The organism is Winogradskyella endarachnes, from assembly GCF_009741275.1.
GTDB lineage: Bacteria > Bacteroidota > Bacteroidia > Flavobacteriales > Flavobacteriaceae > Winogradskyella > Winogradskyella endarachnes.
Genome location: NZ_WOWS01000003.1, coordinates 84,992 through 110,276, shown reverse-complemented (window position 1 = coordinate 110,276; position 25,285 = coordinate 84,992). Strand labels below are relative to the sequence as shown.

Genomic DNA, 25,285 nt, shown 5'->3' with positions numbered 1-25,285 from the left:
ACTTTTTTTTAAAATTTAATTGTTGTTCCGAAACTAAAAGTTCTTCCAAAACCATAATATACTAGTGCAGTCTGAGCAGTAGAACCTGTACCATCTAGTGCATCAGCGATATAAGTAGTATTAAATACATTATTTAATCTAGCAGTTAAAGAAGCATCAAAACTTCCTAATTTGAAACCATGAGTAAATGCAGTATCAAAAACTCCATAAGCAGGCACTTTCCAAGCATCTTCTCTAAAATCAGGATCGTTACGATCACTTGGATCAAAATCTGCATAAAGATTATCAAAGTAATTATAATCTACTGTAAATCTTGTTTTGTCAGTAAATTTATAAGTTGCTCCAAGTGCTAAAGTAGTTTGGGCTGCATCACCTACGTGAAGGTCAGCAATATAAACATCTAACGTTTCAACAACTTCTTGTTCTTCATTTAATATCTGAACATCAGTTACATCATCTTCCCATCTCCAATCTCCTAAAGATACCATACCTGTAATGTTTAATTTATCTGTTGCTCTATAAACAAAATCAACTTCTATACCTTGGTGAATTGCATTAATACCTAAAATGTTAGCAAAACCTGTTTCATCCTCATTTAACTGAAAAGGAATTGTTTCGGTTCTATCTCTCCAAGTCGTTCTATATAAGTTAACATTAGCAGACAATTTATCACCTCTAAATCCATAACCTAATTCAAAACTTAAAATCTTTTGATTTTCAGCATCTCCATTTATTTCCTCATTATTATAATTAGGAAAAACAGCATCAAAATCTGGAGCCTTTTCAAAATACCCTACGTTAGCAAACACATTATGATTTTCTGTTAACCTGTAGTTTGCACCACCTTTAGCACCAAATCCAAAAAAGTTATAACGATCTGTCTCTCTTAAAGGATCATCTGGTGTATATTGGAAATAATCAACTCTCTTATATGAAGTATTTGAAGCCGACAAAGAAACGAATGTATTAAAATCTTCATTTACATCATACTCAACTTGAGCAAAAGCTCCTAACCAGCCTACTAATCCATCGTTATAGTAAGAAACTTTATCTCCAACCTTAGATACACCTGAAGGATTGTTAACATTATCTTCATTAATAATAAATTGACCACCTAATAAATCTGTAACTTCTCTAAAGTGAATCCCTTTATAGTTTCTAAAATCTAATCCACCTAGAAAAACTAAATCATCTGATAAATCTGATTTTAATGTTGATAAAACACCATACCAATTGTGATCATTTCTTGAAGCTCTTAAAGCAGCACTAGAACCATTAGCTCCATGAGCAATGTTTTCTTCAACAATTCTATCAAAATCTAAAGGACCATATTCTCCAATACGGTAATCAGCACTTGTAAACTTATACCTTGCATCTCCTTCGAAACCTGGAGTCTCAGCATCACTACCAAGAGTTCCTCCACCTCCACCAGAACCAAATGAAGCATAAGCTGCAGTGGATATAGTTGTATTATCACTTAAATTCCAATAATGATTTAATGAAATCTGTGGTTTATGATAAAAGTTATCTTCAATAGATGTTACTTGTCCATTTTTATAACCCCAATCCTGGTTATATTTAATTCCATCTTCACTTTCTCTATACGTCTCAATTAATTGTCTATTTTGTCTTTGTCCGTGACGTTGTTTTGCACCAAAAGCAGTGAAAGACAACTTATGTTGATCATTTATTTCTTTAGAAACATTAAGAAAATATGATACGGCATTAAAAGAAGTACCTTTTACATAACCATCTCCATCCGTTTTTGCTGCAGAAACTGTAGCTGCAAAACCATTTTCCATTAAGCCAGTAGAATAAGTTACTCCATATTTTCTGTAACCATCGTTACCTATAGAAGCCATAACATTTCCACCTTCTTCTACATCTGTAGTTTTTGTTAAAATGTTAATAGTACCACCAACAGAAGGAACCGCTACTTTAGCCGCACCTAGACCTCTTTGAACCTGCATAGAACTTGTTACATCACCTAAACCAGCCCAGTTACTCCAATAAACAGCACCATTCTCCATATCATTAACAGGAACACCATTTATCATTACAGCAACATTCTCTGAACTAAATCCACGTAAATTAATTCGACCATCACCATATCCACCACCTGATTTGGTAGCATATACACCTGGTGTAGATTTTAAAACCTCCGGAAATTCTTGAGTACCCAATTTTAAAGCAATATCTGCAGCTTTTACCGTTGAAACAGCAACAGGTGTTTTTCTATCAACTGCAACAGAAGCAATAATCTGAACCTCATCTAAACCTAAATCGCTAGATTGTAATGTGATTGTTCCCAAATCAGTATTTCCACTAAAAGCAATAGTTTGAGAAATAAAACCTACATAAGAGATTACCACTTCTCCTGACTTTACATCAGTTTTTAAAGTAAAATCACCATCAAAATCTGTTGTAGCACCATTTGAAGTTCCTTTAACTAATACATTAGCACCAGGAAGTGGTGAGTTCATGTCACTATCAATTATTTTACCCGTTATAGTGGTTTGGGCATATGCAAATGTTGACAAACATGTTAGTACAACAAAACATAAAAAATGACTAAATTTTTTCATATAAAATTTAAGTTAATTGGTTTTATAATTGTGGCAAAATTACATAGCTACTTGGGCTAGTATATTAACTTAATGTTAACAATTCTGCAAAACGAAATTAATTATAATATCCTTAAATTTTATGCATGCATAGTAGATTTTATTAAATGTTTTTAACAATTTTTAACAATTTTCCCTAAAATATGCTAATAAATTTTTGGTCGATGCGTCATGGGTTACTGATAAACTACCAGAATTAAGTTCCGTTAAGATCGTTTTAGCTAATTGTTTACCAAGCTCTACCCCAAATTGATCATAACTGTAAATATTCCAAACGATTCCTTGTACAAAAATCTTATGCTCATACATAGCAATTAACTTCCCTAAACTCTCTGGAGTTAACTTTTGAATTAATAATGAGGTTGTTGGTTTATTACCTTCAAACACCTTAAAAGCTAATAACTGTTTTATTTCTTCTTCTGAAATAGACTGCTCATTTAACTCTGCTAAAACTTCTTCTTCTGTTTTACCATTCATTAAAGCTTCTGTTTGAGCAAAATAATTAGACATTAACTTATTGTGATGATCTTTATTACCATGCAACGATTCAACATAACCAATAAAATCTGTTGGTATTAATTTTGTCCCTTGGTGAATTAACTGAAAGAATGCATGTTGAGAATTAGTTCCTGGTTCTCCCCAAATTATGGTACCTGTTTGGTAATTTACCTTATTACCTTCTCTATCTACACTTTTACCATTACTTTCCATAATACCTTGTTGAAGGTATGTTGCAAACTGATTTAAATATTGTGTGTAAGGAATAATAGCTTCACTTTCTGACTCGAAGAAATTATTATACCAAACCGTTAGTAAAGCCGCAATTACAGGAATGTTTTCATTAAAATCAGTAGATTTAAAATGCTCATCCATTTTGTGTGCACCATCTAACAAGCTTTCAAAATGCTCATAACCTAACGCTAAACTTATAGATAAACCTACAGCGCTCCACAATGAGAAACGACCACCAACCCAATCTTTCATAGGAAAAATATTTGCTTCATCAATACCAAAGTTCTTTACACTTTCAATATTTGTAGATACAGCCACAAAATGACTTGCCACGGCTTCTTTTGGTTGGGACTCTAAAAACCAAGTTCTAATAGAATTAGCATTAGATAAGGTTTCTTGAGTTGTAAAGGTTTTTGATACAATTACAAACAAAGTGGTTTCTGGATTTAAATCCTTAATCACTTCTTTATAATGATCACCATCTACATTGCTAACAAAATGTGTATTGAGTTGGTTTTTATAAAATTGAAGCGAGTCTACTACCATTGCAGGTCCAAGGTCAGAACCACCAATGCCAATATTTACAACATCAGTAATTGCCTTGCCAGAATACCCCTTATGAGTTCCACTAACCACAGCATTTGTAAATTCTTCTATTTTTTTCTTTACAGCGTGTACTTCTGGTATCACATTTTCACCATCTACCAAAACCACAGCCTCTTTTGGTGCTCGTAAAGCAGTATGTAAAACAGCTCGTCCTTCTGTAGCATTTATAATATCGCCATCAAAATATTTAGAAATAGCATCTTTTAAATCAAGTTCATTTGCTAATTCAATTAATAAATCTATAGTTTCTTTTGTAACTCTATTTTTAGAAAAATCTACATAAAAATCGTCCCACTTTAATGTTAAATCGTTTGCCCTTTTGGCATCAGATTTAAACATCTCTTTTAAATGTTTAGACTTAATAATTTCAAAGTGTGCTTGTAATTTTTTCCAAGCGTCTGTTGTAGTTGGGTTAGTAGATTTTAATGCCATTATTGTTGTTATAAAATTGGATCTTCAGTTATTGTATTTTCTTTTATTTTTGGTTCAGCCTCTAAGAAAAAGATATCGTCCAATCTTTGTTTTATTGGCTTTATAAATTCTAAATATTCTAACTTTAAACTGTCTGAAATAGGTTTTGCCTCTGGTAATTTTTGTTTAAATGGATCCACTTGTTTTCCGTTTTTCCAGAATCGATAACACACATGTGGCCCACCAGTATTACCTGTCATACCAATGTAACCGATTATATCACCTTGTTTTACAAACTCTCCTTTTTTAACAGCTTGTCTACTCATGTGAAGGTATTGCGTTGAGTATGTATCGTTATGCCTAATTTTAACATATTTTCCATTACCTCCTCTTCTAGTAGATTCTACAACGGTTCCGTTTGCCGTTGCCATTATAGGTGTGCCAATTGGTGCCGCAAAATCAGTTCCTTTATGTGGTCTTACTTTATTACCGTAATAGGCTATTCTTCTCTTTAAATTATATCTTGATGAGATTCTACTAAATTTAACAGGTGCCTTTAAAAACGCACGTCTTAAATTCTTGGCTTCTTCATTAAAATAATCTATAATTCCTTTTTCGGGATCAGTCTCATACTCAAAAGCGTATAATGAATCTCCATTATGTTCAAAATATGCAGCTTTTACATTTTCAATACCTGCATAAATAGTATCATCAATGTATTTATCTGTGTAAATCACTTTAAAGCGATCTCCTTTTTGTAATCTTCTAAAATCAATGGTCCAAGCGTATATTTCATCTGCCATTTTATAGGCTAATTTCTGACTTAAACCTTTTTCTTCTAGGGTTGAAGAAATACTACTCTCTATAACACCAGTAGCTGTTTTTTCAACATATTTTACAGGTTTTTTACTCTTATATGCCTGTATAGAGTCTCTAAAATCAATAACCACATAATCTTCTAAATTGTTTTGATATATAAAGGTAGTCGGTTTCTGTATGCTGTCTTTTTTATTCTTTTTAGCATAAAGTAAAGTATACGGTTTACCTACTTGAAGTTTTCTTATATCAAACGTATCTTTTGCTTTTTCAGCAATTTGAAAAATATCAGGATACCCAATATTGTTTCGTTCTAAAATTACACCAAACGTATCACCATTTTTTATGGTATCGCGTTTAAATTCATAGTTTTTACGGTCAAACCCAAATTCTAGAATCTTTTCCTCTTCAACAATTTCAGCAAGATTCTTATTATATTCTATTTCGGCTGAATTATCCTCTTTACATGCAAAAATACTAATAGCGCCAATTGCTATTATTACAAGTGTGTTTAAACGCATTAATTTAGCTAATTATAAATTATTTCCCCAATTTTTAATTTCCTCTGCACTCCATAATTCAGGAAAGAAAATTCGTTTCTGATATTTTGGATGCATATATTTTTTCCAATCACTTCCGCCTGTTGCTTCACCATCTCCTATACCACTTTCTATGTAGTGAACTGCCGCGTTATAATGTGCCATTACCCACGATACATTTACTGTATAATCGTAATGTCTCATTGCACTGATAAGCTCTTTGTCTTTTTGGTCTTCTTCAGGTAGTTCTTTAAAACGTGTCCAAAGATTTTTAGTGTTGTAGTTTTTCATAAACCTTAAAAACTCATCTTTATAACGTTTTTCAAAATTAATTAAAAGTGTTGATTTTTTTCCTGTTTTATGATCTTTTCCTGCTGCTTGCCAATACAAATGTTCAAAAGCATGTGTAAATGGCGTATCTCTGTCTATATCTTTTCTAAATCTATAGTCTATAAGGTTTATCAGCTCTGTAGATGCAAATTCAATTAACCTATATTGAGCACTTTGAAAACCACTAGCTGGTGTTAGTGTGTATCTAAATTTCATATACTGCTCTACTTCCATACCTTCTCTCATAATATTGAAAGAGGTAGATAACATATCGAAATAGCGACTAATGCGCATGAGTTTACTTTCGAAAAAAGTTACCTCTATATCTTCTTTTTCTGCTACTTGAGAAATTTCCCATAGTATCATTTTAAAAATTAACTCGTTAATTTGATGATAGGCAATAAATACCATTTCATCTGGAAGTGTAGTTCTCTGAATTTGTAAATTTAATAATGCGTCTGTTTGTATATAATCCCAATACGTAATCGGCTTGCTGTAAAGCAAGCCGTATAAATGGTCATCAGTATCTTGATCTATTTTTGTATACTTCTCTTGAAGCTCTTTTATAATGTCATCGTAATTAGCTTGTTCTGCCATATACTAATAATCTTAAATCTCTATTTTGAAGGAGTGCTTTAATCCTTTAAAAGCAACTAGGTCTGCACGTAAAGAACCAACAGCTAAATCTGCTTTTACTTTTAACGGAATTTTATTTTTATCTGCACTTACCCATAATGTTAAACTTTCCTCTTCCTTAAATACACGACCTGCCATTACATATGGTCTAAACTTTAGGGTTTTTACCTTACCAAATTCAGTTTTAATAGTTTCCTCTCCTAAATATTTAAGTTTAAAACCATAGTTTTCTTCATCAAAAAACATGTTGGTTTTTATTTCATCACCTTTCGTTAAAGATGCTATATCAATCTTATTTCTCAAATGATAGTACATAGACACCATATCTTGCACATCTTTTTCAGTGGCTACTGTAATAACTTTTTTGTGTTTTTTATTATGTACTTTGGCTTTTTGGTTGTTGTGATCAAAGGTAATTTCAATATCTTTTGTATGGCCTCCTTCATCTATTTTTCTAATAAATTTATATGGCACTCCGGTTTCTTTATCAAAATAGCTTTCATAGCGATCTTTTACTTTAAAAAACCATTTAATGGCGCCTGTTGTCCATCCTTTACCAACCACATGAAATACTTCTTTACCATCTAAATTAGATTCTTTAACCGCCAGTGTAGCATTGCCAGCTTTTAAAAAACCACTGTAACTCATTTCAAATTTAAACCACTCACCATCTTGAAACGCTGATTGCTTTTCTACATTAGTAGCTTCAATGCCAACAAAGAATAATATTATTGTAAATAAATGTTTCATAATTCCTAGTTTGTAAATATAGTTAATGTAACTCATTTTTAATGTTACAATTATCTTAAATACAATTACTATTCCAAATCTAATAAAACATTAAAAATCAGACTAAAGCGTCCCTCTTTTAGCTTGTTCGCGCTCAATTGACTCAAAAAGAGCTTTAAAATTACCTGCACCAAATCCGCGTGCTCCCATTCTTTGTATTATTTCAAAAAACAAGGTTGGTCTGTCTTCTACTGGTTTTGTAAATATCTGTAGTAGATACCCTTCTTCATCTGCATCTATCATAATACCTAAACTTTTTAAGGTTTCGATATCCTCACGTAATGCATGGCTGTGTTCTTCTAAACGACCAGGAACAGCCCTGTAATATTCCTCTGGAGGTGTTGATAAAAATTCTACACCACGAGATTTTAATTTAGAAACGGTTGTGATAATATCATCGGTTGCTACTGCAATATGCTGCACGCCTGCGCCTTCGTAAAAATCTAAATATTCTTCTATTTGAGAACGCTTTTTTCCTTCTGCTGGCTCATTGATAGGGAATTTAATTCTACCATTTCCGTTACTCATTACTTTACTCATCAATGCTGAGTATTCTGTATGAATCTGTTTATCATCAAAAGACAAGAAATTAACAAAGCCCATAACATCTTCATACCATTTTACCCAAGTGTTCATTTCTCCCCAACCTACATTACCTACCATATGGTCTATATATTTTAGACCTGCTGGTTCTGGATTGTAATCACTTTTCCACGCTACAAAACCTGGCATAAAAGTTCCTGTATAGTTTTTGCGCTCTACAAACATATGAACCGTTTCTCCATAAGTGTAAATTCCTGCTCGTACCACTTCACCAAATTCGTCTTTTTCTACAGTAGGTTCCATGTACGACTTTGCACCTCTTTTTGTAGTTTCTTCGTAAGATTTGCGAGCATCTTCTACCCAAAGCGCAACCACTTTTACGCCATCGCCATGTTTTACAATATGGTTATTAATTTCAGATTTACTATGTAATGGTGTTGTAAGCACTAAACGGATTTTATCTTGCTTTAAAACATAGCTTACCGAATCCGTAGAACCTGTCTCTAAACCTTTATAAGCATACGACTGAAAACCAAATGCTGTTTTATAAAAATGTGCTGCTTGCTTGGCATTACCAACATAAAACTCAACATAATCTGTACCTAAAAGCGGTAAGAAATCTTGAGCGTCTTCAAATATTTTTTCTAGTCCGTAGTTAACGTTTTCTATTTCTTTAGTCATAATTTTATATTTAAAAATTATATGCTTCTTTAAAAATTTTATAATTGTTTTTAACCTATTAAATTGAATCTAGTTCTGACTCTATAATATAATCGTCTTCCTCCCAAACATCTGAACTATCTGTTTCGTATTCGTAATAAAACTCATCTGCTTCAAAATTTCCATTTCTAATACCATCTAACACTGCTGAGGATATTATAGTTCCATAAAAAATTAATGCTGCAAACGCAACCAGAAAAATTATTCCGTTTAAAATAATCGCTATTATATTTAAGACTTTTGCCGTATTAACATTACTTAATGACTGCGGTTCATAAGCTTCAGGATTATTATGAAAATCTCTAATACTTTTATTAGCCGTTACTAACCCAATTATTGCCATTATTAATGGAACAATTGCAGTAACACCATAACAGCAGCAACCAACCAAACCAATAATCAAAGCCAATACACCTAAAACAAGAGATAATGGATCTGCGGATAATTTATTTCTATTCATTTAATTTCTTTTAATGCTCTAACCAAGATTTATAATAATCCTCATCTGCAATTTTCATAGCCTCTTCTGTAACTTTTAATGGTTTAAAAGTATCTACCATAACAGCCAGCTCATCTGTTTTTACTTTACCAATACTACGCTCCATAGCTCCAGGATGTGGACCATGCGGAATACCTGCAGGATGCAAAGAAATATGACCTGCAGCAATATCATTTCTACTCATAAAATCACCATCCACATAATACAATACCTCATCACTATCTATATTACTATGGTTATAAGGTGCTGGTACAGCTAATGGATGATAATCATATAATCTTGGTACAAAGCTACAGACCACAAAGGCATCGGTTTCAAAAGTTTGATGCACAGGTGGTGGCTGATGTACGCGTCCTGTTATAGGTTCAAAATCATGAATTGAAAAGGCATAAGGATAATTATAACCGTCGTAACCTACAACATCAAAAGGATGCGAGGCATAAACCATATCAAAAATATCGCCTTGTTTCTTTATTTTAATTAAAAAGTCACCAGATTGGTTATACGTTTCTAACTCTTGTGGCTGACGTAAATCGCGCTCACAAAATGGTGAATGTTCTAACAACTGACCAAACCAATTTCTATAGCGTTTTGGTGTGTAAATTGGTCTGCGAGATTCTACAATAAAAAGTCGGTTGTCTTCCGTATCAAAATCTAGTTTATAAATGACACCTCTTGGCACTAATAAATAATCGCCATATTTAAAATCTAAGTTTCCTAAGTGTGTTCTTAATTTCCCAGTACCTTTATGAATAAAAATTAATTCGTCTGCATCTGTGTTTTTATAAAAATAATCTCGTGTAGATTCTTTTGGTGCAGCCAAAATAATATGGCAATCACTGTTAGTGAGCACAATTTTTCTACTCTCTAAGTAATCGTTTTCTGGCTTTGTTTTAAAACCATGTAAGCGATAGGATTGCATATTGTTTGCTTTCGCAATTTTAGGTGCAACACTATATTGTTTTTTTATATCTTTTACTTGTGTTGGGCGTTGCTCATGGTAACTGTTGGTAGACATACCATCAAAACCAATGGTACCAAACAATTGCTCGTAATAAAAATCGCCGTTTGGTTTTATAAACTGTGTGTGGCGTTTTGGTGGAATTTTCCCTAATTTATGATAGAATGGCATTTGCTTTTTGTTTTAAGTTCAAAGTTGACTTATAATTAACTGATGTAATTTTCAGTTAACTATAGACTATATCTAAAGGTACAAAAAATGGTAAAAATTATTTAAAAAGATACTGAAACTAGTTCAGTATGACATAAATGTCATTCTGGATTCCTTTTAATAAGGAAGTGTAAGTGTAGTTTTATGTTTTGCCAGAATGGTTTCATGTTCTACAAATATCGAAAAATTATTTGAAATTCTGAAACACCTTTAGTATTGCAAAAACTCCGTCTTTCTAAAACCAAAATCCAAGATTAAAATACCAATAACTATTTCCAGATTCCGGAGAATACGAAAATTTACCTTCTAATGGCCCAATAAATGTTTCGAGCGAATATCCCAAAGCATAACCTGTATAATCTGGTGAGGAGAAAAAATCACCTGTTTCAAACAAGTCATCATCAATGTTAGCAAAATTAGCTGCACCAAGGATATGATGCCCTTTATGAAATTCGTAATCTAAGGTAAAGGTAGATTTTACAAAACTGTTTCCTGTAATTGAGATGAAATCATAACCATAAAACGAATAAAAATTACTTAAAAAATTAGCGCCATAACCTCCAAAAGCAAAATCTAAAGTATTGGTAGATTTACTTCCTATTTTAAAACCGCCATTTGCTTCTGTTTTTAAAGCTAATTTATCGTTAAAACTAAAAGCATAACCAAAATCTGCTTTTGCAATAGAAAACTCATTAAAATCTTTATTAAAACCAGTTGCATTTAAATAAAGGTGAAAATCTGCATTTACATAAAATCCACTTTTAGGAAAATACGCATTATCAAAATCATCATAAATTAAATTACCATAAACACTAAAATAATTAGTATTATCAAAAGTAAATTCATCAGATTGTTCGTCTTCTGTAATGGTCTCAGATGTTATTTTAAAACGACGATGCTCACCTCCCAATCTTAAAGCAAAATCTTTCTGAAAAATGGTTTGCATATAAAGCTGATTGGTAAAATCTGATACTTTTGCTTCTAGCTTATTTACATCTGCTAATAATGGCGATGATTCTTCTAAGGCCAATGAAGGACTAATACTCTTAGTAAATTGACTGTACTTGGATTTAGCGCCCAAACTTATATAATACCCTTTATCTATAAAATAGTCGAAATTATACCTAGAATTATCACCTAAAATTATATCTAAAGAAGCGATATCATTATTAAAAAGCAACTTATTTTTTGTTAGGTTAGTTAGAATGGCACTTTTATAAAGTTCATCAAAATGTATTCCTAATCGCAACAACATAGAGGTTTCTGACTCCACAACTTTTCCTGAAAAATTATATTCTCCTTCATTTTCTGTAGGTGTTAAATGATATCTAAAGGTGTCAAAATTATTAGTTGCAACTAGACTATTAATGCCTAGTTTAAAATCTTTATAGCTTATCTTTCCGTCGCCTTTTAGTTTTAGTTTACCTATTAAATAAGACCTTGTATAACGCTCGTTTCCTTCTAACCTAACAGCATCTATTTTAAGACTATCTAAAATTGGTATTTTATTATGAGTTCTTGTTGCTCTTTGTTGCTTTTTAACCTCTTGTAACTTTACAAGTTGTACTCTTGCCGCTTTCTCACCATTACTAATAATATTTTCGCCTTCATTAAATGAGATTACTGAGTAATTTCTAATATCTGGCTTTACAATAACATCTGCTAACTTAGATTTAACTCTCATAGCGTTTATTGTTCTAAAATTACTAATCTGAAACAATATATCTGGAGCCGATTTTAGTAATTTTCTATCCTTTAATCCATCTTGCACATCAACACCAATTATAATATCCATACCTTTTGCTCGCAACTCTTCTACTGGAAAATTATTGGTTACTCCACCATCTACAAGAATTCTATCGTCTATTACCACTGGCTGAAATAATGAAGGTAATGCTGCACTTGCCGAGACTGCTTCTGCTAATCTACCTTCCTCAAGTACCAATGATTCACCTGTTTCTATATCTGTAGCAATACAAAAGAACGGAATTGGTAATTTGCTAAAATCCTCAGTAGTATCAACTGGTAGCATAAGGTGATATAATAAATTATAAACGTTTTGACCTCTAGATAATGCAGAAGGCAAACTAACTTTAAAATTATTAAAAGGTAAGGTTACAGCATATTTATCTGCGTTTTCGCGTTCGTAAAAAGACTTTGCACGTCTAGGGAAGGCGTCATTAATTAACTCTTCGAAATTTTGAGATTCAAATAATTCTTCTAATTGTTTACCAGAATAACCAGAAGCATATAAAGACCCAATAATAGCTCCCATACTTGTACCTGCAACATAATCTACTTTTAGACCTAAACTATCTATGACTTTTAACACACCAATATGTGCAAATCCTTTAGCACCTCCTCCACTCAACACTAAGCCAACCTTAGGTTCTTTTTTTACTAAAGTGTCTTGAGCCTTTACATGCGAAAAAACTGCAAAAAACAGGAATAATATGATGTATTTTTTATGCATTAGCTATAAACAAATGAATTGTTCTATTCCTTATGATAATAATTATAAACTTTATTAGCTCTAGAAACACCTACAACAGCCTCGAGTTCGTCTAATTTTGCATTAGCAATCCGTTTTACGGTTTTAAACTGTTTCATTAAATCTACAATGGTTTGCTCTCCAACACCAGAAATATTTTCTAACTCAGTTGTTAAAGCACCTTTACTTCTTCTATTTCTATGATGTTCTATACCAAAACGATGGGCTTCATTTCTTAATTGTTGTATTATTTTTAAGGTTTCACTTTTCTTATCTAAATATAACGGAATTGGATCTTCTGGATAAAACAACTCCTCTAAACGCTTAGCTATACCAATAATAGCGATTTTTCCTCGTAATCCTAAAACATCTAAACTTTTTAACGCAGAAGATAACTGACCTTTTCCTCCATCTATAATAATAAGTTGTGGTAAGGGCTGCGCTTCTTCAAGCAAACGTTTGTAACGTCTATAAACCACTTCTTCCATAGATGCAAAATCATCTGGACCTTCAACCGTTTTTATATTAAAATGGCGATAATCTTTTTTACTCGGTTTTCCGTTTTTAAACACTACACACGCAGCGACTGGGTTTGTACCTTGTATATTAGAATTATCAAAACACTCAATATGTCTTGGCTCTTCAGACAAACGCAAATCTGCTTTCATCTGTGCCATAATTCTATTAGCATGCCTATCTGGATCTACAAGTTTTACCTGTTTAAATTTATCCATTCTAAAATACTTCGCATTTCTAATTGATAAATCTAGGATACTTTTTTTATCGCCAAGTTTCGGCACTGTTATCTTTAAGTCATTTCCTAAATTTACTTTAAAAGGCACGTAAATTTCCTTTGAAGTAGAATTAAAACGCTGCCTAATTTCTATAATTGCTAGCTCTAATAAATCAGTATCAGATTCTTGTAATTTCTTCTTTAATTCTAGCGTATGCGACCTTATTATTGAACCGTAACTAAGCTGTAAAAAATTAACATAAGCATAAGTTTCATCACTTACAATAGAAAACACATCTACATTGCTAATTTTAGGGTTTACAATAGTAGATTTAGCTTGGTAGTTTTCTAAAACTTCAAGTTTTTCTTTTATTTTTTGAGCATCTTCAAACTGCATTGCTTCGGCATGCTGACGCATCTGAATTTTAAATTGTTGTAATGAATCTTTAAAATTTCCTTTTAAAATTTCTCTAATAGCTATAATATTTGCTTGGTATTCTTCTTCCGTTTCATAGCCTTCACAAGCACCTTTACAATTTCCTAAATGATATTCTAAACAGACTTTATACTTACCTGCTTCAATTTTAGATTCAGACAAATCATAGTTACAAGTCCGTAATTGGTACAACCCTTTTATTAAGCCTAAAAGTGTTTTTACGGTTTTCATACTTGTGTAAGGCCCAAAATACTCTGAACCATCTTTTATAACCCGTCTTGTTGGAAACACTCTAGGAAACCGTTCCTTTTTAATACAAATCCAAGGATACGATTTATCATCTTTTAGTAGAACATTGTATTTTGGCTTATACTTTTTTATAAGATTATTTTCTAAAAGCAAAGCATCGTTTTCGGTTTCTACTACAATATGTTTTACAGAGGCAATGTTTTTAACTAATACACGGGTTTTACCATAATCGTGATGCTTATTAAAGTAACTGCTAACTCGCTTTTTTATATCTTTAGCTTTACCTACATAGATTAAACGCTCATCAACATCAAAATATTGATAAACACCAGGTTGATGTGGTAAGGTTTTTATTTGTATTTCTAAGGGAGATTCTGGCATATAACCAAAGGTAAATAAAAGTTCTAAATTTAAAGTTACAAGTATTTAAACTTATCCTATCTTTCGCCTCTTTTTAAAAATTATGCTGATGATAAAAAAAATTTTGGGACGTGTAGATAAAGTAGATTTTCCCGAATTAAAACTTAACACCATTGATGTTAAAATAGACACAGGCGCTTATACGTCTGCCATTCACTGCTCAAAAATTAGAGAAGTTGATGGCAAATTGTATTGTATTTTTTACAGTAAAGAACATCCTAATTTTAAAAGTGAAGAAGTAGTTTTTAACACCTATACGTATACTGATGTAAAAAGTAGTAACGGGCATAAAGAAAACCGCTATAAAATTAAAACAACCGTTATTTTCTTTGGAAAAAGCTATAAGATTAACTTAACTTTAAGCACTAGAGAAGACATGAGGTTTCCAGTATTAATAGGTCGCCAATTTTTAAAAAACAAATTTTTAGTTGATGTAGATTTAGATAACCAATCCTTTAAACAAACTAAAGTTAAATGAACATAGTAATTCTTTCTAGAAATCCAGAACTTTACTCAACAAGACGGCTTGTTGAAGAGGCTGAAAAACGAAACCATTTTGTAGAGATTATTGACCCTCTAAAATGTGATATTATAATAGAAAAAGAAAAACCATCTATCTATTATAAAGATCGTTATTTAGATTATGTTGATGCCATTATACCAAGAATTGGAGCTTCTGTAACGTTTTATGGTTGTGCAGTTGTAAGGCAGTTTGAAGAAATGGGTGTATTTACAATTGCTTCTTCTGAGGCTATTTTAAGATCTAGAGATAAACTAAAAAGTTTACAACGGTTAAGTAAAGCCGGAATTGGTATGCCAAAAACTGTTTTTACAAATTATTCTAGAGATGTAGAAGAAGTTATTGAGCACGTTGGCGGAACACCTGTAATTATTAAGTTACTAGAAGGCACACAAGGACTTGGCGTTGTATTAGCAGAAAGTAAAAACGCAGCCGAATCCGTTTTAGAAGCTTTTAATGGTTTGCAAGCAAGAGTTATTGTACAAGAATTTATAAAAGAAGCAAAAGGTGCAGATTTAAGAGCATTGGTGGTAGATGGTAAAGTGGTTGGTGCCATGAAACGCCAAGGTAAAGAAGGCGAGTTTAGATCTAACTTGCACAGAGGTGGTTCTGCCAACATTATAAAATTAAATTCAGACGAACTTAAATTAGCCATGAATGCTGCCAAAGTTTTAAAACTCCCAGTTTGTGGAGTAGACATGCTACAATCTGAACGCGGACCATTGTTACTAGAAGTGAATTCAACACCTGGACTAGAAGGTATTGAAGCTGCTACAGAAAAAAATATAGCCAGAGCAATTATTACTTTTATTGAACGTAGTAAGTAATAAATTCTAGTTTATATTACAATTTTATTATGAGCGAAAAAGACGTTTTACATATTTTAGGTAAAGAGGTTGCATTAGGAGAAAGCGCACAGGTTAGTTTTAATGTAGCAAAACTACACACTCAAAACACCATTGATGTCCCTGTAATAATTGAGCGCTCTAAAAAACCTGGGCCAACCGTTTTAATAACAGCTGGCATACATGGTGACGAAGTTAATGGTGTAGAAATTGTACGCCAAATTATCTCTAAAGGCATTAACAAACCTAAAAGAGGAACCATTATTTGTGTCCCAGTTATCAATGTATTTGGGTTTTTAAATATGAATCGTGAATTTCCAGACGGTCGCGATTTAAACCGTGTTTTCCCTGGTATTAGAGGCGGCTCATTAGCAAGTAGAGTTGCGTTTAAATTGGTAACAGAAATATTACCACACGCTAATTTGGTTTTAGATTTTCATACAGGTGGTGCAGACCGTTACAATGCGGCGCAAATTAGAATTATAAAGAACGAAAAAACACTAGACGAGCTCGCTAATGTATTTGGAGCTCCATTTGTTTTTTACTCCAAAAATCTAAATAAATCGTTTAGAAACACATGCCATAAATTAGGCATACCTACGTTATTATTTGAAGGTGGAAAATCAGCCAGTATTGATAATACCATTACAAATACAGCCGTTAATGGTACCAAACGTGTTTTAAATCATCTTGGTATGCTGAACAGAAAATTTAAAGTATCGCAGCCAAAACAAGACTGTATTCATCTTTTAGAAAGCAAATGGATAAGAGCTAAATATTCTGGTATGTTTAAAGCCACAATTACAATTAACTCTAAAGTAAAAAAAGGTGATGATATAGGCAATATAACTGACCCTTACGGAAGTTTTAATCACTTTGTAAAAGCGCCAAACGACGGTTATATAATTAATATTAATGAATCACCTATTATTTATCAAGGTGATGCCATTTTTCATATCTCTACAAAAGTAAAACAGTGACAAAAGCAGACCTAAGAAAGAAATATAAAGCTTTAAGGCAAGCGTTAACGGAACACCAAATTGATGATTATAGCTTAACCATTGCCAATCAGTTATTATCTCTAGACATTTGGAATAAGGATTTTTACCACATCTTTTTAACTATAGAAGAACAAAAGGAAATTAACACGGATTATATCTTAAATATTTTAGCCGGAAAAGACAAGCACATTGTTATTTCTAAAAGTAATTTTGAAGATTATAGCATGTCTCATTTTTTACTTACCGACAATACATCAATTAAAAAAAACAGCTACAATATACCAGAACCAGTAGATGGTATAGAAATTCAATCTAAGCAATTAGAAGTTGTTTTTATTCCTCTTTTAGCTTTTGATAGTAAAGGTCATAGAGTTGGCTATGGCAAAGGATTTTATGATCGTTTTTTAGAAGCATGTAAACCCGAAACCATAAAAATTGGTTTATCCTTTTTTGAACCCGAAACTGAAATTATAGATACCTCAATAAACGATATACAATTAGACTTTTGTGTTACCACTGAAAAAGTTTATCAATTTAGTTAAAAATAATCATCGTTAAAGTACATATAATGCAGATAAACTGTAAATTTTTCATATCTTGCAACCTCAAGTATTCATATTGACCCCAAAATCTGAGTTCTAACTTACTATAGCACGATGGAATCTAACCTTAAGAGGCATTTTATACCTAACGAAAATTTGGAGGACGATAACTTTAACTATCGCGAATCTGCCCTTCTCACCTCTACAGGAAGTTGGTATATAGATTATGAAAATAAGAAAAGTTACTGGGATGATATTACTAGAAATCTATTAGAATATTCATCTGATTTTATGCCATCGCTAAAAACAGCTATGTCTTTATTTGCAGAAGAGCATCATGCTTTTATAGCTAATACGTTTTCAGAATGTGCACTTTCAGGCATTGCTTTTGATACTGAAGTATTAATGTTAACCGCAAACAAAAGGAAATTTTGGGCTAGAGCCATTGGCAAACCTGTGTATAATAAGGACGAAAAAATTATTGGCGTACGTGGTATTTTTCAAGATATAGACTACATCATTCAAAAAGAAATAAATTTAGAAAAAGCTTCAGAAATTGTAGCATCACAAAACTCTAGATTATTCAATTTTGCTCATATCGTTTCTCATAACTTAAGGTCGCACTCTAGTAATTTAACCTTAATAGTACAGCTTATAAACGACTTAGACACTCTACAAGAAAAACTAGAACTTCTAGATAACATATCTCATGTATCCGAGAGTTTAAATACCACCATAGAACATTTAAACGAAGTAGTTTCTATACAAACCAATTCTAATCAGCTTAGGGTTACAGTTAATTTTGAAGATACTTTAGAACAGGTTAAAACTTCGGTTAATCAAATCATAGAAAACAATAACGTCATTATAAATTCAGATTTTAGTAAAGCAAAATGTATTAAATATATTCCGGCTTATTTAGATAGTATTTTTTTAAATTTAATTACCAATGCTATTAAATACAAGCATAAAGACCGAAATCCAATAATTAATATCAGTACTACTAGAGATTTTAAAAACCATGATAGGGTTGTATTAAAAATCTCAGATAATGGCTCTGGTATAGATATGGATAAATTTGGCGACAAACTTTTTGGAATGTATAAAACATTTCACTATAATGCAGACGCAAGAGGCATTGGTTTGTTTATAACAAAAAACCAAATTGAATCTTTAAATGGTGAGATATTTGCAGAAAGTGAACCCAATATTGGTACAACTTTCACAATAAAATTTTAATTATAATGAATAAAAAAATAAAACTAGCCTGTATTATAGATGACGATAAAATCTATGTTAACCTAGTAAGAAGAATTATAGAAACTAAAAAACTCTGTGACCATCTTCTTATCTTTAAAGACGGTAAAGAAGGTATAGATTATTTTGAAACATTACTTCAAAATTTTGATAAAGAACAATTACCTGAGGTTATTCTACTTGACCTTAATATGCCAGTAATGGATGGTTGGGAATTTCTAGAACGATTTACAAAAATTAAGAATAAATTTAATAGCCCAATAACACTATACGTTGTTAGTTCTTCTATAAATGCAATAGATATAGAGAAAGCAAAATCTTTATCTTCTGTGCAAAACTACCTTATTAAACCCGTAAAAATTGATGAGTTAGAAGCTGTATTTAACAAAACAGCATAACCTCTTTTTTATTTAAAGGCTTTTTTATTAAATACTATAAGTATTCCAATACCTGTACTTATAGCAACATCTGCTACGTTAAAAACAGGGTCAAAGAACGAAAACATCTTACCTCCAACTAATGGTAACCATTCTGGCAACACACCTCTCCACAGTGGAAAATGTAACATGTCTACTACATTACCATGAAAAACCTTTTCATAACCACCTCCTTCTGGTAAAAATGTAGCCACTTGCATTATGCTATCACTGAACAACACACCATAAACCACAGAATCTATAATATTACCTAAAGCACCAGCAAATATTATAGAGATTGCAAATATTAACGTTTTAGATTTTTGCTTTTTAATAACATCTAGTAACCAAAAGGCAATACCTGTAACCGCAATAATTCTAAATAAAGTTAAAATAAGCTTTGCAGAACGGTCTGAAATTAAGGTTGTGAAATCACTCAATTTTGTTCCCCAAGCCATACCATCATTTTCTATAAATGTAATATGAAACCAAGAAAAAACAGTAACATCTTCACCCAACTGAAAATGAGTTTTTATGTAAATTTTACTGATTTGATCAATCAGAAGTATTATGAGTATGAGTATTGAGGCTTTTTTTAAAGACATCTAAAAAATTTGAAAAACAAAAATAGGATTATATTTATAACTAATTTAAATTCCCACCAAAATAACCAGCCTCATGCTCAAAGAAATTATCAAAATACCTATTAGCATTATTTGTCTCAAATATATAAAGTGGTCTTAAAATTAAATAATGATATTCTGTATAAAGGTGTTCATTTATCCAATTAACTGACTTGTTTTTTGCTGACCATTTTGTTAATGGCTTATTAAGGTAAGTGTTAAAAATAGAAAAATCATATAGCCAGCCGTAGAAGAAGCCACAATTTCATCATAATTACTATTTTCTAATCTTCGATTAATTGAATAAACAAACTCGCCTACACGCAAACTATGCTTTAATTCAAATTTATATCGAAAAAGAGCATATACATTATAAACAAATGCTACTGGCATCAATTTATATTTTACAGAGAACTTGTCTTTTGTATTAAATTCTAGTCTACTAAAACCAATATTTAAATGCCATCTGTCGTAAAAATTTTTGTTTAGAGCTGCATTTTCTTTAATAGAAGTGCCTGCCGAGTTTACCAATTTTGCAGCCCAAAAATATTCCCATTGCTCTTGCTTCTCGCTTCTCTTAAAATCCGTTTACTTTCAAAAGTGATATAACCACCTAATGCACCTTGCCACAACGATTTTTTAATCACTTTACCTAAAGGCTCATCTGGAGATTTATTGATTATTGCTCCTACAGTACCAAACTCAGCTCCAAAACCTACATTATATAAGGCGGCTTCGGTATCGTTGGCTTGGGCATTTGTTGAGAAACTAATTAGAATTAATAAAAAAGTTAATATTAAGTTTCTCATATATAATTAGCTATTTATTACTTTAATATCACCATGAATTGAAGTCAATCTCCAAATAGAAATTGTATTAGAAAATTCATCTAATTCTATTTCTCCATGATTAGAATTTGCTTCAATTGTTGCACTATTAGTAATAACGTGAATATTTCCGTCTAACGTATTTACAGTTGCTGTTTTAACTTTTCCTTTTATATTGAGTTGTCCTCGTAATAATTCAACATTTAGCACATTAAAAGTGCCTAATAAGTTAACAGAACCAATATCACTAAGAATATTTACGTTAAGAGATTCTGGAATTTCAATATGCAATGTGGCTGCAATGACTTTATGCGCGTTACGTTTATCATCTGGTATTTCTTCTAAGGATACGTGCTCTAAGCTTAGCTTTAAAGTAGATTTTTCTTCATGTACAACAATCTGAAAATCGTTTTGGTACTCACCATCTAAAGTTGAAGCAATTTTAATTTTATCTGTTTTTGAAGTTGAAACGGAAATATTAAATATATCATTTCCGTTAATAGCAATTGATGTAATATCATCTAATTGTACTATCTTTTCTATAATATTCTGAGCATCTACAGTTGTTATACTCAAAACAAAAAGCACAAAAAAAGCCATGAAATTAATAGTCCATGGCTTTATGATTTGTTTTCTTATCAAAATAGAATCTCAATTTAATGAGATTCCTGCGTTCGCAGGAATGTTACTGCATGTTTTTAGCTTCAATACTTAAGGTAGCATGAGGTACTAATTTTAAACGCTCTTTTTTAATTAATTTACCAGTAACGCGACAAACACCATACGTTTTATTTTCAATACGGATTAGTGCATTTTTTAAGTCTCTAATAAACTTTTCTTGACGAATAGCCAAAGCCGAGTTTGCTTCTTTACTCATCGTTGCACTTCCTTCTTCAAACGCTTTAAAAGTTGGCGAAGTATCATCAGTTCCATTATCAAAATCATTCATATAAGCACTTTTAATTAATTGCAAATCGTGCTCAGCTTTTTGAATTTTGTCTTTAACTATCGCTTTAAATTCTTCTAAATCCTTATCAGAATATCTGTTTGTTGTATCTGTTGCCATATTTTTTTAATGTTTTTTAATAAACAATTTGGTATTTACGTCATCAAAAGCAATTTCTATACCATTGTTTACAGTGTCCATAATTTTTAAATCTTCCGTCAATGTTTCTGATTTAATATACGCTTCATTTGAAACAATTGCTGCTGCTAGTTGCGGATCATTCTGAAGTTGTACGTCAATTCTGTCTGTAACTTCAAATCCTGAATCTTTACGTAAGTTTTGAATACGGTTTACGAGCTCACGAGCAATCCCTTCTTTACGTAAATCTTCATTAATTGTAACATCTAAAGCCACAGTTAATGCACCTTCGTTAGCAACAAGCCATCCTTCAATATCTTGCGATGTAATCTCCACATCATCAAGTCCCAAAATAATATTTTTTCCGTTAATTTCAACATCAATATTTCCATTTTGCTCGATATTTTTAATATCATCTGCAGTAAAGGCATTAATTACGCTAGAAATTAGCTTCATTTCTTTTCCAAACTTAGGGCCTAAAGCCTTAAAATTTGGTTTTATTTGTTTTACTAAGATATCTGAAGCGTCTTCTAAAAGTTCAACGTCTTTTATATTTACTTCGTGTTTAATTAAATCTGAAACCGCCTTAATTTCTTCCGTTTGTTGTTGATTATCAACAGGAATCATAATTTTTTGTAACGGCTGACGAACTTTAATCTTCTCCTTAGCCCTCAACGATAATACTAGTGAACAGATAGTTTGCGCACTTTCCATTTTTCGTTCTAATACCTTATCTATAATAGTGGTATCTGCAACAGGGAAATCTGCTAAATGCACACTCTCAAACGTTTCTTTTTTAGTCACTGCATTTAAATCTAAATACAAACGGTCCATAAAGAAAGGTGCAATTGGTGCGCCTAACTTAGCAATGGTTTCCATACAGGTATAAAGCGTTTGATATGCCGAAATCTTATCTGTTTGGTAATCGCCTTTCCAGAAACGTCTTCTGCTTAAACGTACGTACCAGTTACTTAAATAATCTTGAGTAAAGTCTGAAATGGCTCTCGCAGCTTTTGTTGGTTCGTACTCTGCATAATACTCATCTACTTTTTGTATTAAGGTATTTAATTCTGAAAGAATCCAACGGTCTATTTCTGGTCGTTCTTCTAAAGCAATATCTGATTCACTGTAATTAAAACCATCAATATTGGTATAAAGCGTGAAGAATGAATAGGTATTATAAAGCGTTCCGAAGAATTTTCTACTTACCTCAGCAATGCCTTCACTATCAAATTTTAAGTTATCCCAAGGGTTGGCATTACTAATCATATACCAACGTGTGGCATCTGCACCATATTTAGATAAGGTTTCAAAAGGGTCAACAGCATTACCTAAACGCTTAGACATTTTTTGGCCGTTTTTATCTAAAACTAATCCGTTAGACACAACATTTTTGTAAGCCACAGAATCGAAAACCATAGTTCCGATAGCATGAAGCGTATAAAACCAACCACGCGTTTGGTCTACACCTTCTGCAATAAAATCTGCAGGAAAGGCTTCGTTTTTATCAATAAAATCCTTGTTTTCAAATGGGTAATGCCACTGTGCATAAGGCATAGAACCAGAGTCGAACCAAACATCAATTAAATCGCTTTCGCGTGTCATTGGTTGACCTGATGCTGAAACTAATACGATTTTATCCACTACATTTTTATGTAAATCGATGGTTTCATAATTGGCTTCAGACATGTTACCCACTTCAAAGTCAGCAAAAATATCTTCAGACATTATGCCTGCTTCAACAGATTTTGCTATTTCCTCTTTTAATTCGGCAACAGAACCTATACATAATTGTTCTTTTCCGTCTTCGGTTCTCCAGATTGGTAATGGAATTCCCCAAAAACGCGAACGTGATAAATTCCAATCGTTTGCATTTGCTAACCAATTACCAAAACGCCCTTCTCCTGTAGATTTAGGTTTCCAGTTAATTGTGGTATTTAGCTCATGCATTCTACCTTTTACATCTGGGATTTTAATAAACCAAGAATCTAATGGGTAATATAAAATTGGCTTATCAGTTCTCCAACAATTTGGATAACTGTGCTTATATTTTTCAACCTTAAAGGCTTTGTTTTCTGTTTTTAATTTAATGGCAAGCTCAACATCTATAGAACGTTCTGGTGCTTCGCCATCATCATAATATTCATTCTTTACGTATTTACCAGCAAATTCTCCTAATTCTGGTCTGAATTTTCCTTGTAAATCTACTAATGGTACTAAATTACCATTCTCATCTTTTACCAACATTGGTGGTACTTCTGGTGTAGCTTGCTTAGCTACCATGGCATCATCTGCCCCAAACGTTGGTGCGGTGTGTACAATACCCGTTCCGTCCTCGACCGTTACAAAATCTCCAGAAATGACTCTGAAGGCGTTTTCAGGATTATCGTTTGGTAAGGCGTATGGTAATAATTGTTCGTATGTGATGCCAACTAAATCTTTACCCACAAAATCTTTTACTACAAAGTAAGGTATCTTTTTATCACCTTCTTTGTACTCAATTAATTCTGGTTTAGTTTCAACACGTTTATATTTTCCATCGAATTGTTTATTGACTAAATTTTTAGCCAACACCACATTCATAGGTTTAAAGGTGTATTGATTATAGGTTTCCACTAAGACATATTCAATCTTTGGCCCAACCGTTAATGCGGTATTACTTGGCAAGGTCCAAGGTGTTGTTGTCCAAGCTAAAAAGAAAATATCGCCTTCATTTTGAAGAAAATCTGGTAACGACTCTGCATTAGCCTTAAACTGTGCCACAACCGTTGTATCAGTAACATCTTGGTACGTTCCTGGTTGGTTCAACTCATGAGAACTTAATCCTGTTCCTGCTTTTGGCGAATAGGGCTGAATGGTATAACCTTTGTATATTAAATCTTTTTCGTAAATCTGTTTTAGCAACCACCAAACTGATTCCATGTATTTAGATTTGTACGTAATATATGGATTGTCCATATCTACCCAATAACCCATTTTCTGTGTAAGGTCATTCCAAATATCAGTATAACGCATTACGGCTTTTTTACAAGCTTCGTTATACTCTTCTACTGTGATTTTTTTACCAATATCTTCTTTGGTAATACCAAGTTCTTTCTCTACACCAAGTTCTACCGGTAAACCGTGTGTATCCCAACCCGCTTTACGTTTTACCTGAAAACCTTTCATGGTTTTATAACGTGGAAAAATATCTTTAATAGCACGAGCTAAAACGTGGTGCACACCAGGTAGTCCGTTGGCTGAAGGTGGTCCTTCAAAAAACACAAAAGGTGGTTTTCCTTCTCTTGTAGTTACACTTTTATCGAAGATGTTGTTAGCTTCCCAATAGTTACCGATATCTTCCGCAACCTTTGGCAAGTTAAGTCCTTTATATTCAGGGAACTTTGTACTCATTATTCTGTTTTCTTTTCGAGGTGCGAAAATAA

The 25,285-nt window shown here is 32.3% G+C and carries 22 protein-coding genes; 6 read left to right on the top strand and 16 right to left on the bottom strand.

Annotated features, from left to right (window positions below; all coding sequences use genetic code 11):
- Positions 1-8 precede the first annotated feature (8 nt).
- The 10 genes from GN138_RS08805 to uvrC form a co-directional block, all read right to left on the bottom strand.
- A complete protein-coding gene (locus GN138_RS08805; RefSeq protein WP_157363438.1) occupies positions 9-2,585 on the bottom strand; it encodes a TonB-dependent receptor in 2,577 nt (858 codons plus the stop codon).
- A 162-nt stretch (positions 2,586-2,747) separates the two neighbouring features.
- Positions 2,748-4,394: a glucose-6-phosphate isomerase gene (gene pgi / locus GN138_RS08800; RefSeq protein ID WP_157363437.1), complete on the bottom strand. Its 1,647-nt coding sequence runs from the start codon at positions 4,392-4,394 to the stop codon at positions 2,748-2,750.
- 8 nt (positions 4,395-4,402) lie between these two features.
- Positions 4,403-5,710, bottom strand: coding sequence for a M23 family metallopeptidase (locus tag GN138_RS08795; protein ID WP_157363436.1), 1,308 nt, complete (start codon positions 5,708-5,710; stop codon positions 4,403-4,405).
- A gap of 12 nt (positions 5,711-5,722) precedes the next feature.
- On the bottom strand, positions 5,723-6,655 hold the full coding sequence (locus GN138_RS08790) for a tryptophan 2,3-dioxygenase family protein (protein WP_157363435.1): 933 nt from the start codon (positions 6,653-6,655) through the stop codon (positions 5,723-5,725).
- A gap of 12 nt (positions 6,656-6,667) precedes the next feature.
- Entirely contained in the window at positions 6,668-7,444 is a 777-nt protein-coding gene (locus GN138_RS08785; protein ID WP_157363434.1) for a DUF3108 domain-containing protein, read from the bottom strand.
- A 102-nt stretch (positions 7,445-7,546) separates the two neighbouring features.
- Positions 7,547-8,707 carry a 4-hydroxyphenylpyruvate dioxygenase gene (hppD, locus tag GN138_RS08780; RefSeq protein WP_157363433.1) on the bottom strand — a complete coding sequence of 387 codons (1,161 nt, stop codon included), beginning with the start codon at positions 8,705-8,707 and terminating at the stop codon, positions 7,547-7,549.
- A 58-nt stretch (positions 8,708-8,765) separates the two neighbouring features.
- Complete coding sequence (locus tag GN138_RS08775; RefSeq protein ID WP_157363432.1) at positions 8,766-9,206, bottom strand: CCC motif membrane protein; 441 nt, start codon at positions 9,204-9,206, stop codon at positions 8,766-8,768.
- A gap of 10 nt (positions 9,207-9,216) precedes the next feature.
- Positions 9,217-10,377 carry a homogentisate 1,2-dioxygenase gene (locus tag GN138_RS08770; RefSeq protein WP_157363431.1) on the bottom strand — a complete coding sequence of 387 codons (1,161 nt, stop codon included), beginning with the start codon at positions 10,375-10,377 and terminating at the stop codon, positions 9,217-9,219.
- A gap of 274 nt (positions 10,378-10,651) precedes the next feature.
- Entirely contained in the window at positions 10,652-12,889 is a 2,238-nt protein-coding gene (locus GN138_RS08765; RefSeq protein WP_157363430.1) for a patatin-like phospholipase family protein, read from the bottom strand.
- A gap of 23 nt (positions 12,890-12,912) precedes the next feature.
- Complete coding sequence (gene uvrC, locus GN138_RS08760; RefSeq protein WP_157363429.1) at positions 12,913-14,706, bottom strand: excinuclease ABC subunit UvrC; 1,794 nt, start codon at positions 14,704-14,706, stop codon at positions 12,913-12,915.
- 88 nt (positions 14,707-14,794) lie between these two features.
- Here uvrC and GN138_RS08755 point away from each other — a divergent pair, with 88 nt between their 5' ends.
- From GN138_RS08755 to GN138_RS08730, 6 genes are all read left to right on the top strand, one after another.
- Entirely contained in the window at positions 14,795-15,223 is a 429-nt protein-coding gene (locus GN138_RS08755; RefSeq protein WP_157363428.1) for an ATP-dependent zinc protease family protein, read from the top strand.
- Positions 15,220-16,092 carry a 30S ribosomal protein S6--L-glutamate ligase gene (gene rimK / locus GN138_RS08750; RefSeq protein WP_157363427.1) on the top strand — a complete coding sequence of 291 codons (873 nt, stop codon included), beginning with the start codon at positions 15,220-15,222 and terminating at the stop codon, positions 16,090-16,092. The genes GN138_RS08755 and rimK overlap by 4 nt, the downstream gene beginning before the upstream one ends.
- 29 nt (positions 16,093-16,121) lie before the next feature.
- Positions 16,122-17,090, top strand: coding sequence for a succinylglutamate desuccinylase/aspartoacylase family protein (locus GN138_RS08745; protein WP_157363426.1), 969 nt, complete (start codon positions 16,122-16,124; stop codon positions 17,088-17,090).
- Positions 17,087-17,653, top strand: coding sequence for a 5-formyltetrahydrofolate cyclo-ligase (locus GN138_RS08740; protein ID WP_317162724.1), 567 nt, complete (start codon positions 17,087-17,089; stop codon positions 17,651-17,653). The genes GN138_RS08745 and GN138_RS08740 overlap by 4 nt, the downstream gene beginning before the upstream one ends.
- Positions 17,654-17,767: 114 nt before the next feature.
- A complete protein-coding gene (locus tag GN138_RS08735; protein WP_157363425.1) occupies positions 17,768-18,892 on the top strand; it encodes a sensor histidine kinase in 1,125 nt (374 codons plus the stop codon).
- Positions 18,893-18,897: 5 nt separating this feature from the next.
- The gene (locus tag GN138_RS08730; protein ID WP_157363424.1) at positions 18,898-19,308 is read left to right on the top strand and encodes a response regulator; all 411 of its coding nucleotides are present in this window, start codon (positions 18,898-18,900) and stop codon (positions 19,306-19,308) included.
- Between the two features lie 8 nt (positions 19,309-19,316).
- Here the strand turns inward: GN138_RS08730 and GN138_RS08725 are convergent, their stop codons facing one another.
- The 6 genes from GN138_RS08725 to ileS all read right to left on the bottom strand — a co-directional run bounded on the left by GN138_RS08725 (position 19,317) and on the right by ileS (position 25,253).
- A complete protein-coding gene (locus GN138_RS08725; protein ID WP_157363423.1) occupies positions 19,317-19,931 on the bottom strand; it encodes a lipoprotein signal peptidase in 615 nt (204 codons plus the stop codon).
- Positions 19,932-20,144: 213 nt separating this feature from the next.
- Positions 20,145-20,480 (bottom strand): hypothetical protein, encoded by a 336-nt coding sequence (locus GN138_RS08720; RefSeq protein ID WP_157363422.1) that lies wholly within the window; start codon positions 20,478-20,480, stop codon positions 20,145-20,147.
- Positions 20,474-20,758, bottom strand: coding sequence for a hypothetical protein (locus GN138_RS08715; protein WP_157363421.1), 285 nt, complete (start codon positions 20,756-20,758; stop codon positions 20,474-20,476). Before GN138_RS08715 ends, GN138_RS08720 begins: the two co-directional genes overlap by 7 nt.
- 6 nt (positions 20,759-20,764) lie before the next feature.
- Positions 20,765-21,418, bottom strand: a complete 654-nt coding sequence (locus GN138_RS08710; protein ID WP_157363420.1) for a DUF4097 family beta strand repeat-containing protein — start codon at positions 21,416-21,418, stop codon at positions 20,765-20,767.
- 43 nt (positions 21,419-21,461) lie between these two features.
- Positions 21,462-21,842 (bottom strand): TraR/DksA family transcriptional regulator, encoded by a 381-nt coding sequence (locus GN138_RS08705; RefSeq protein ID WP_157363419.1) that lies wholly within the window; start codon positions 21,840-21,842, stop codon positions 21,462-21,464.
- 6 nt (positions 21,843-21,848) lie between these two features.
- Complete coding sequence (gene ileS / locus GN138_RS08700; RefSeq protein ID WP_157363418.1) at positions 21,849-25,253, bottom strand: isoleucine--tRNA ligase; 3,405 nt, start codon at positions 25,251-25,253, stop codon at positions 21,849-21,851.
- Between the last annotated feature and the right edge of the window lie 32 nt (positions 25,254-25,285).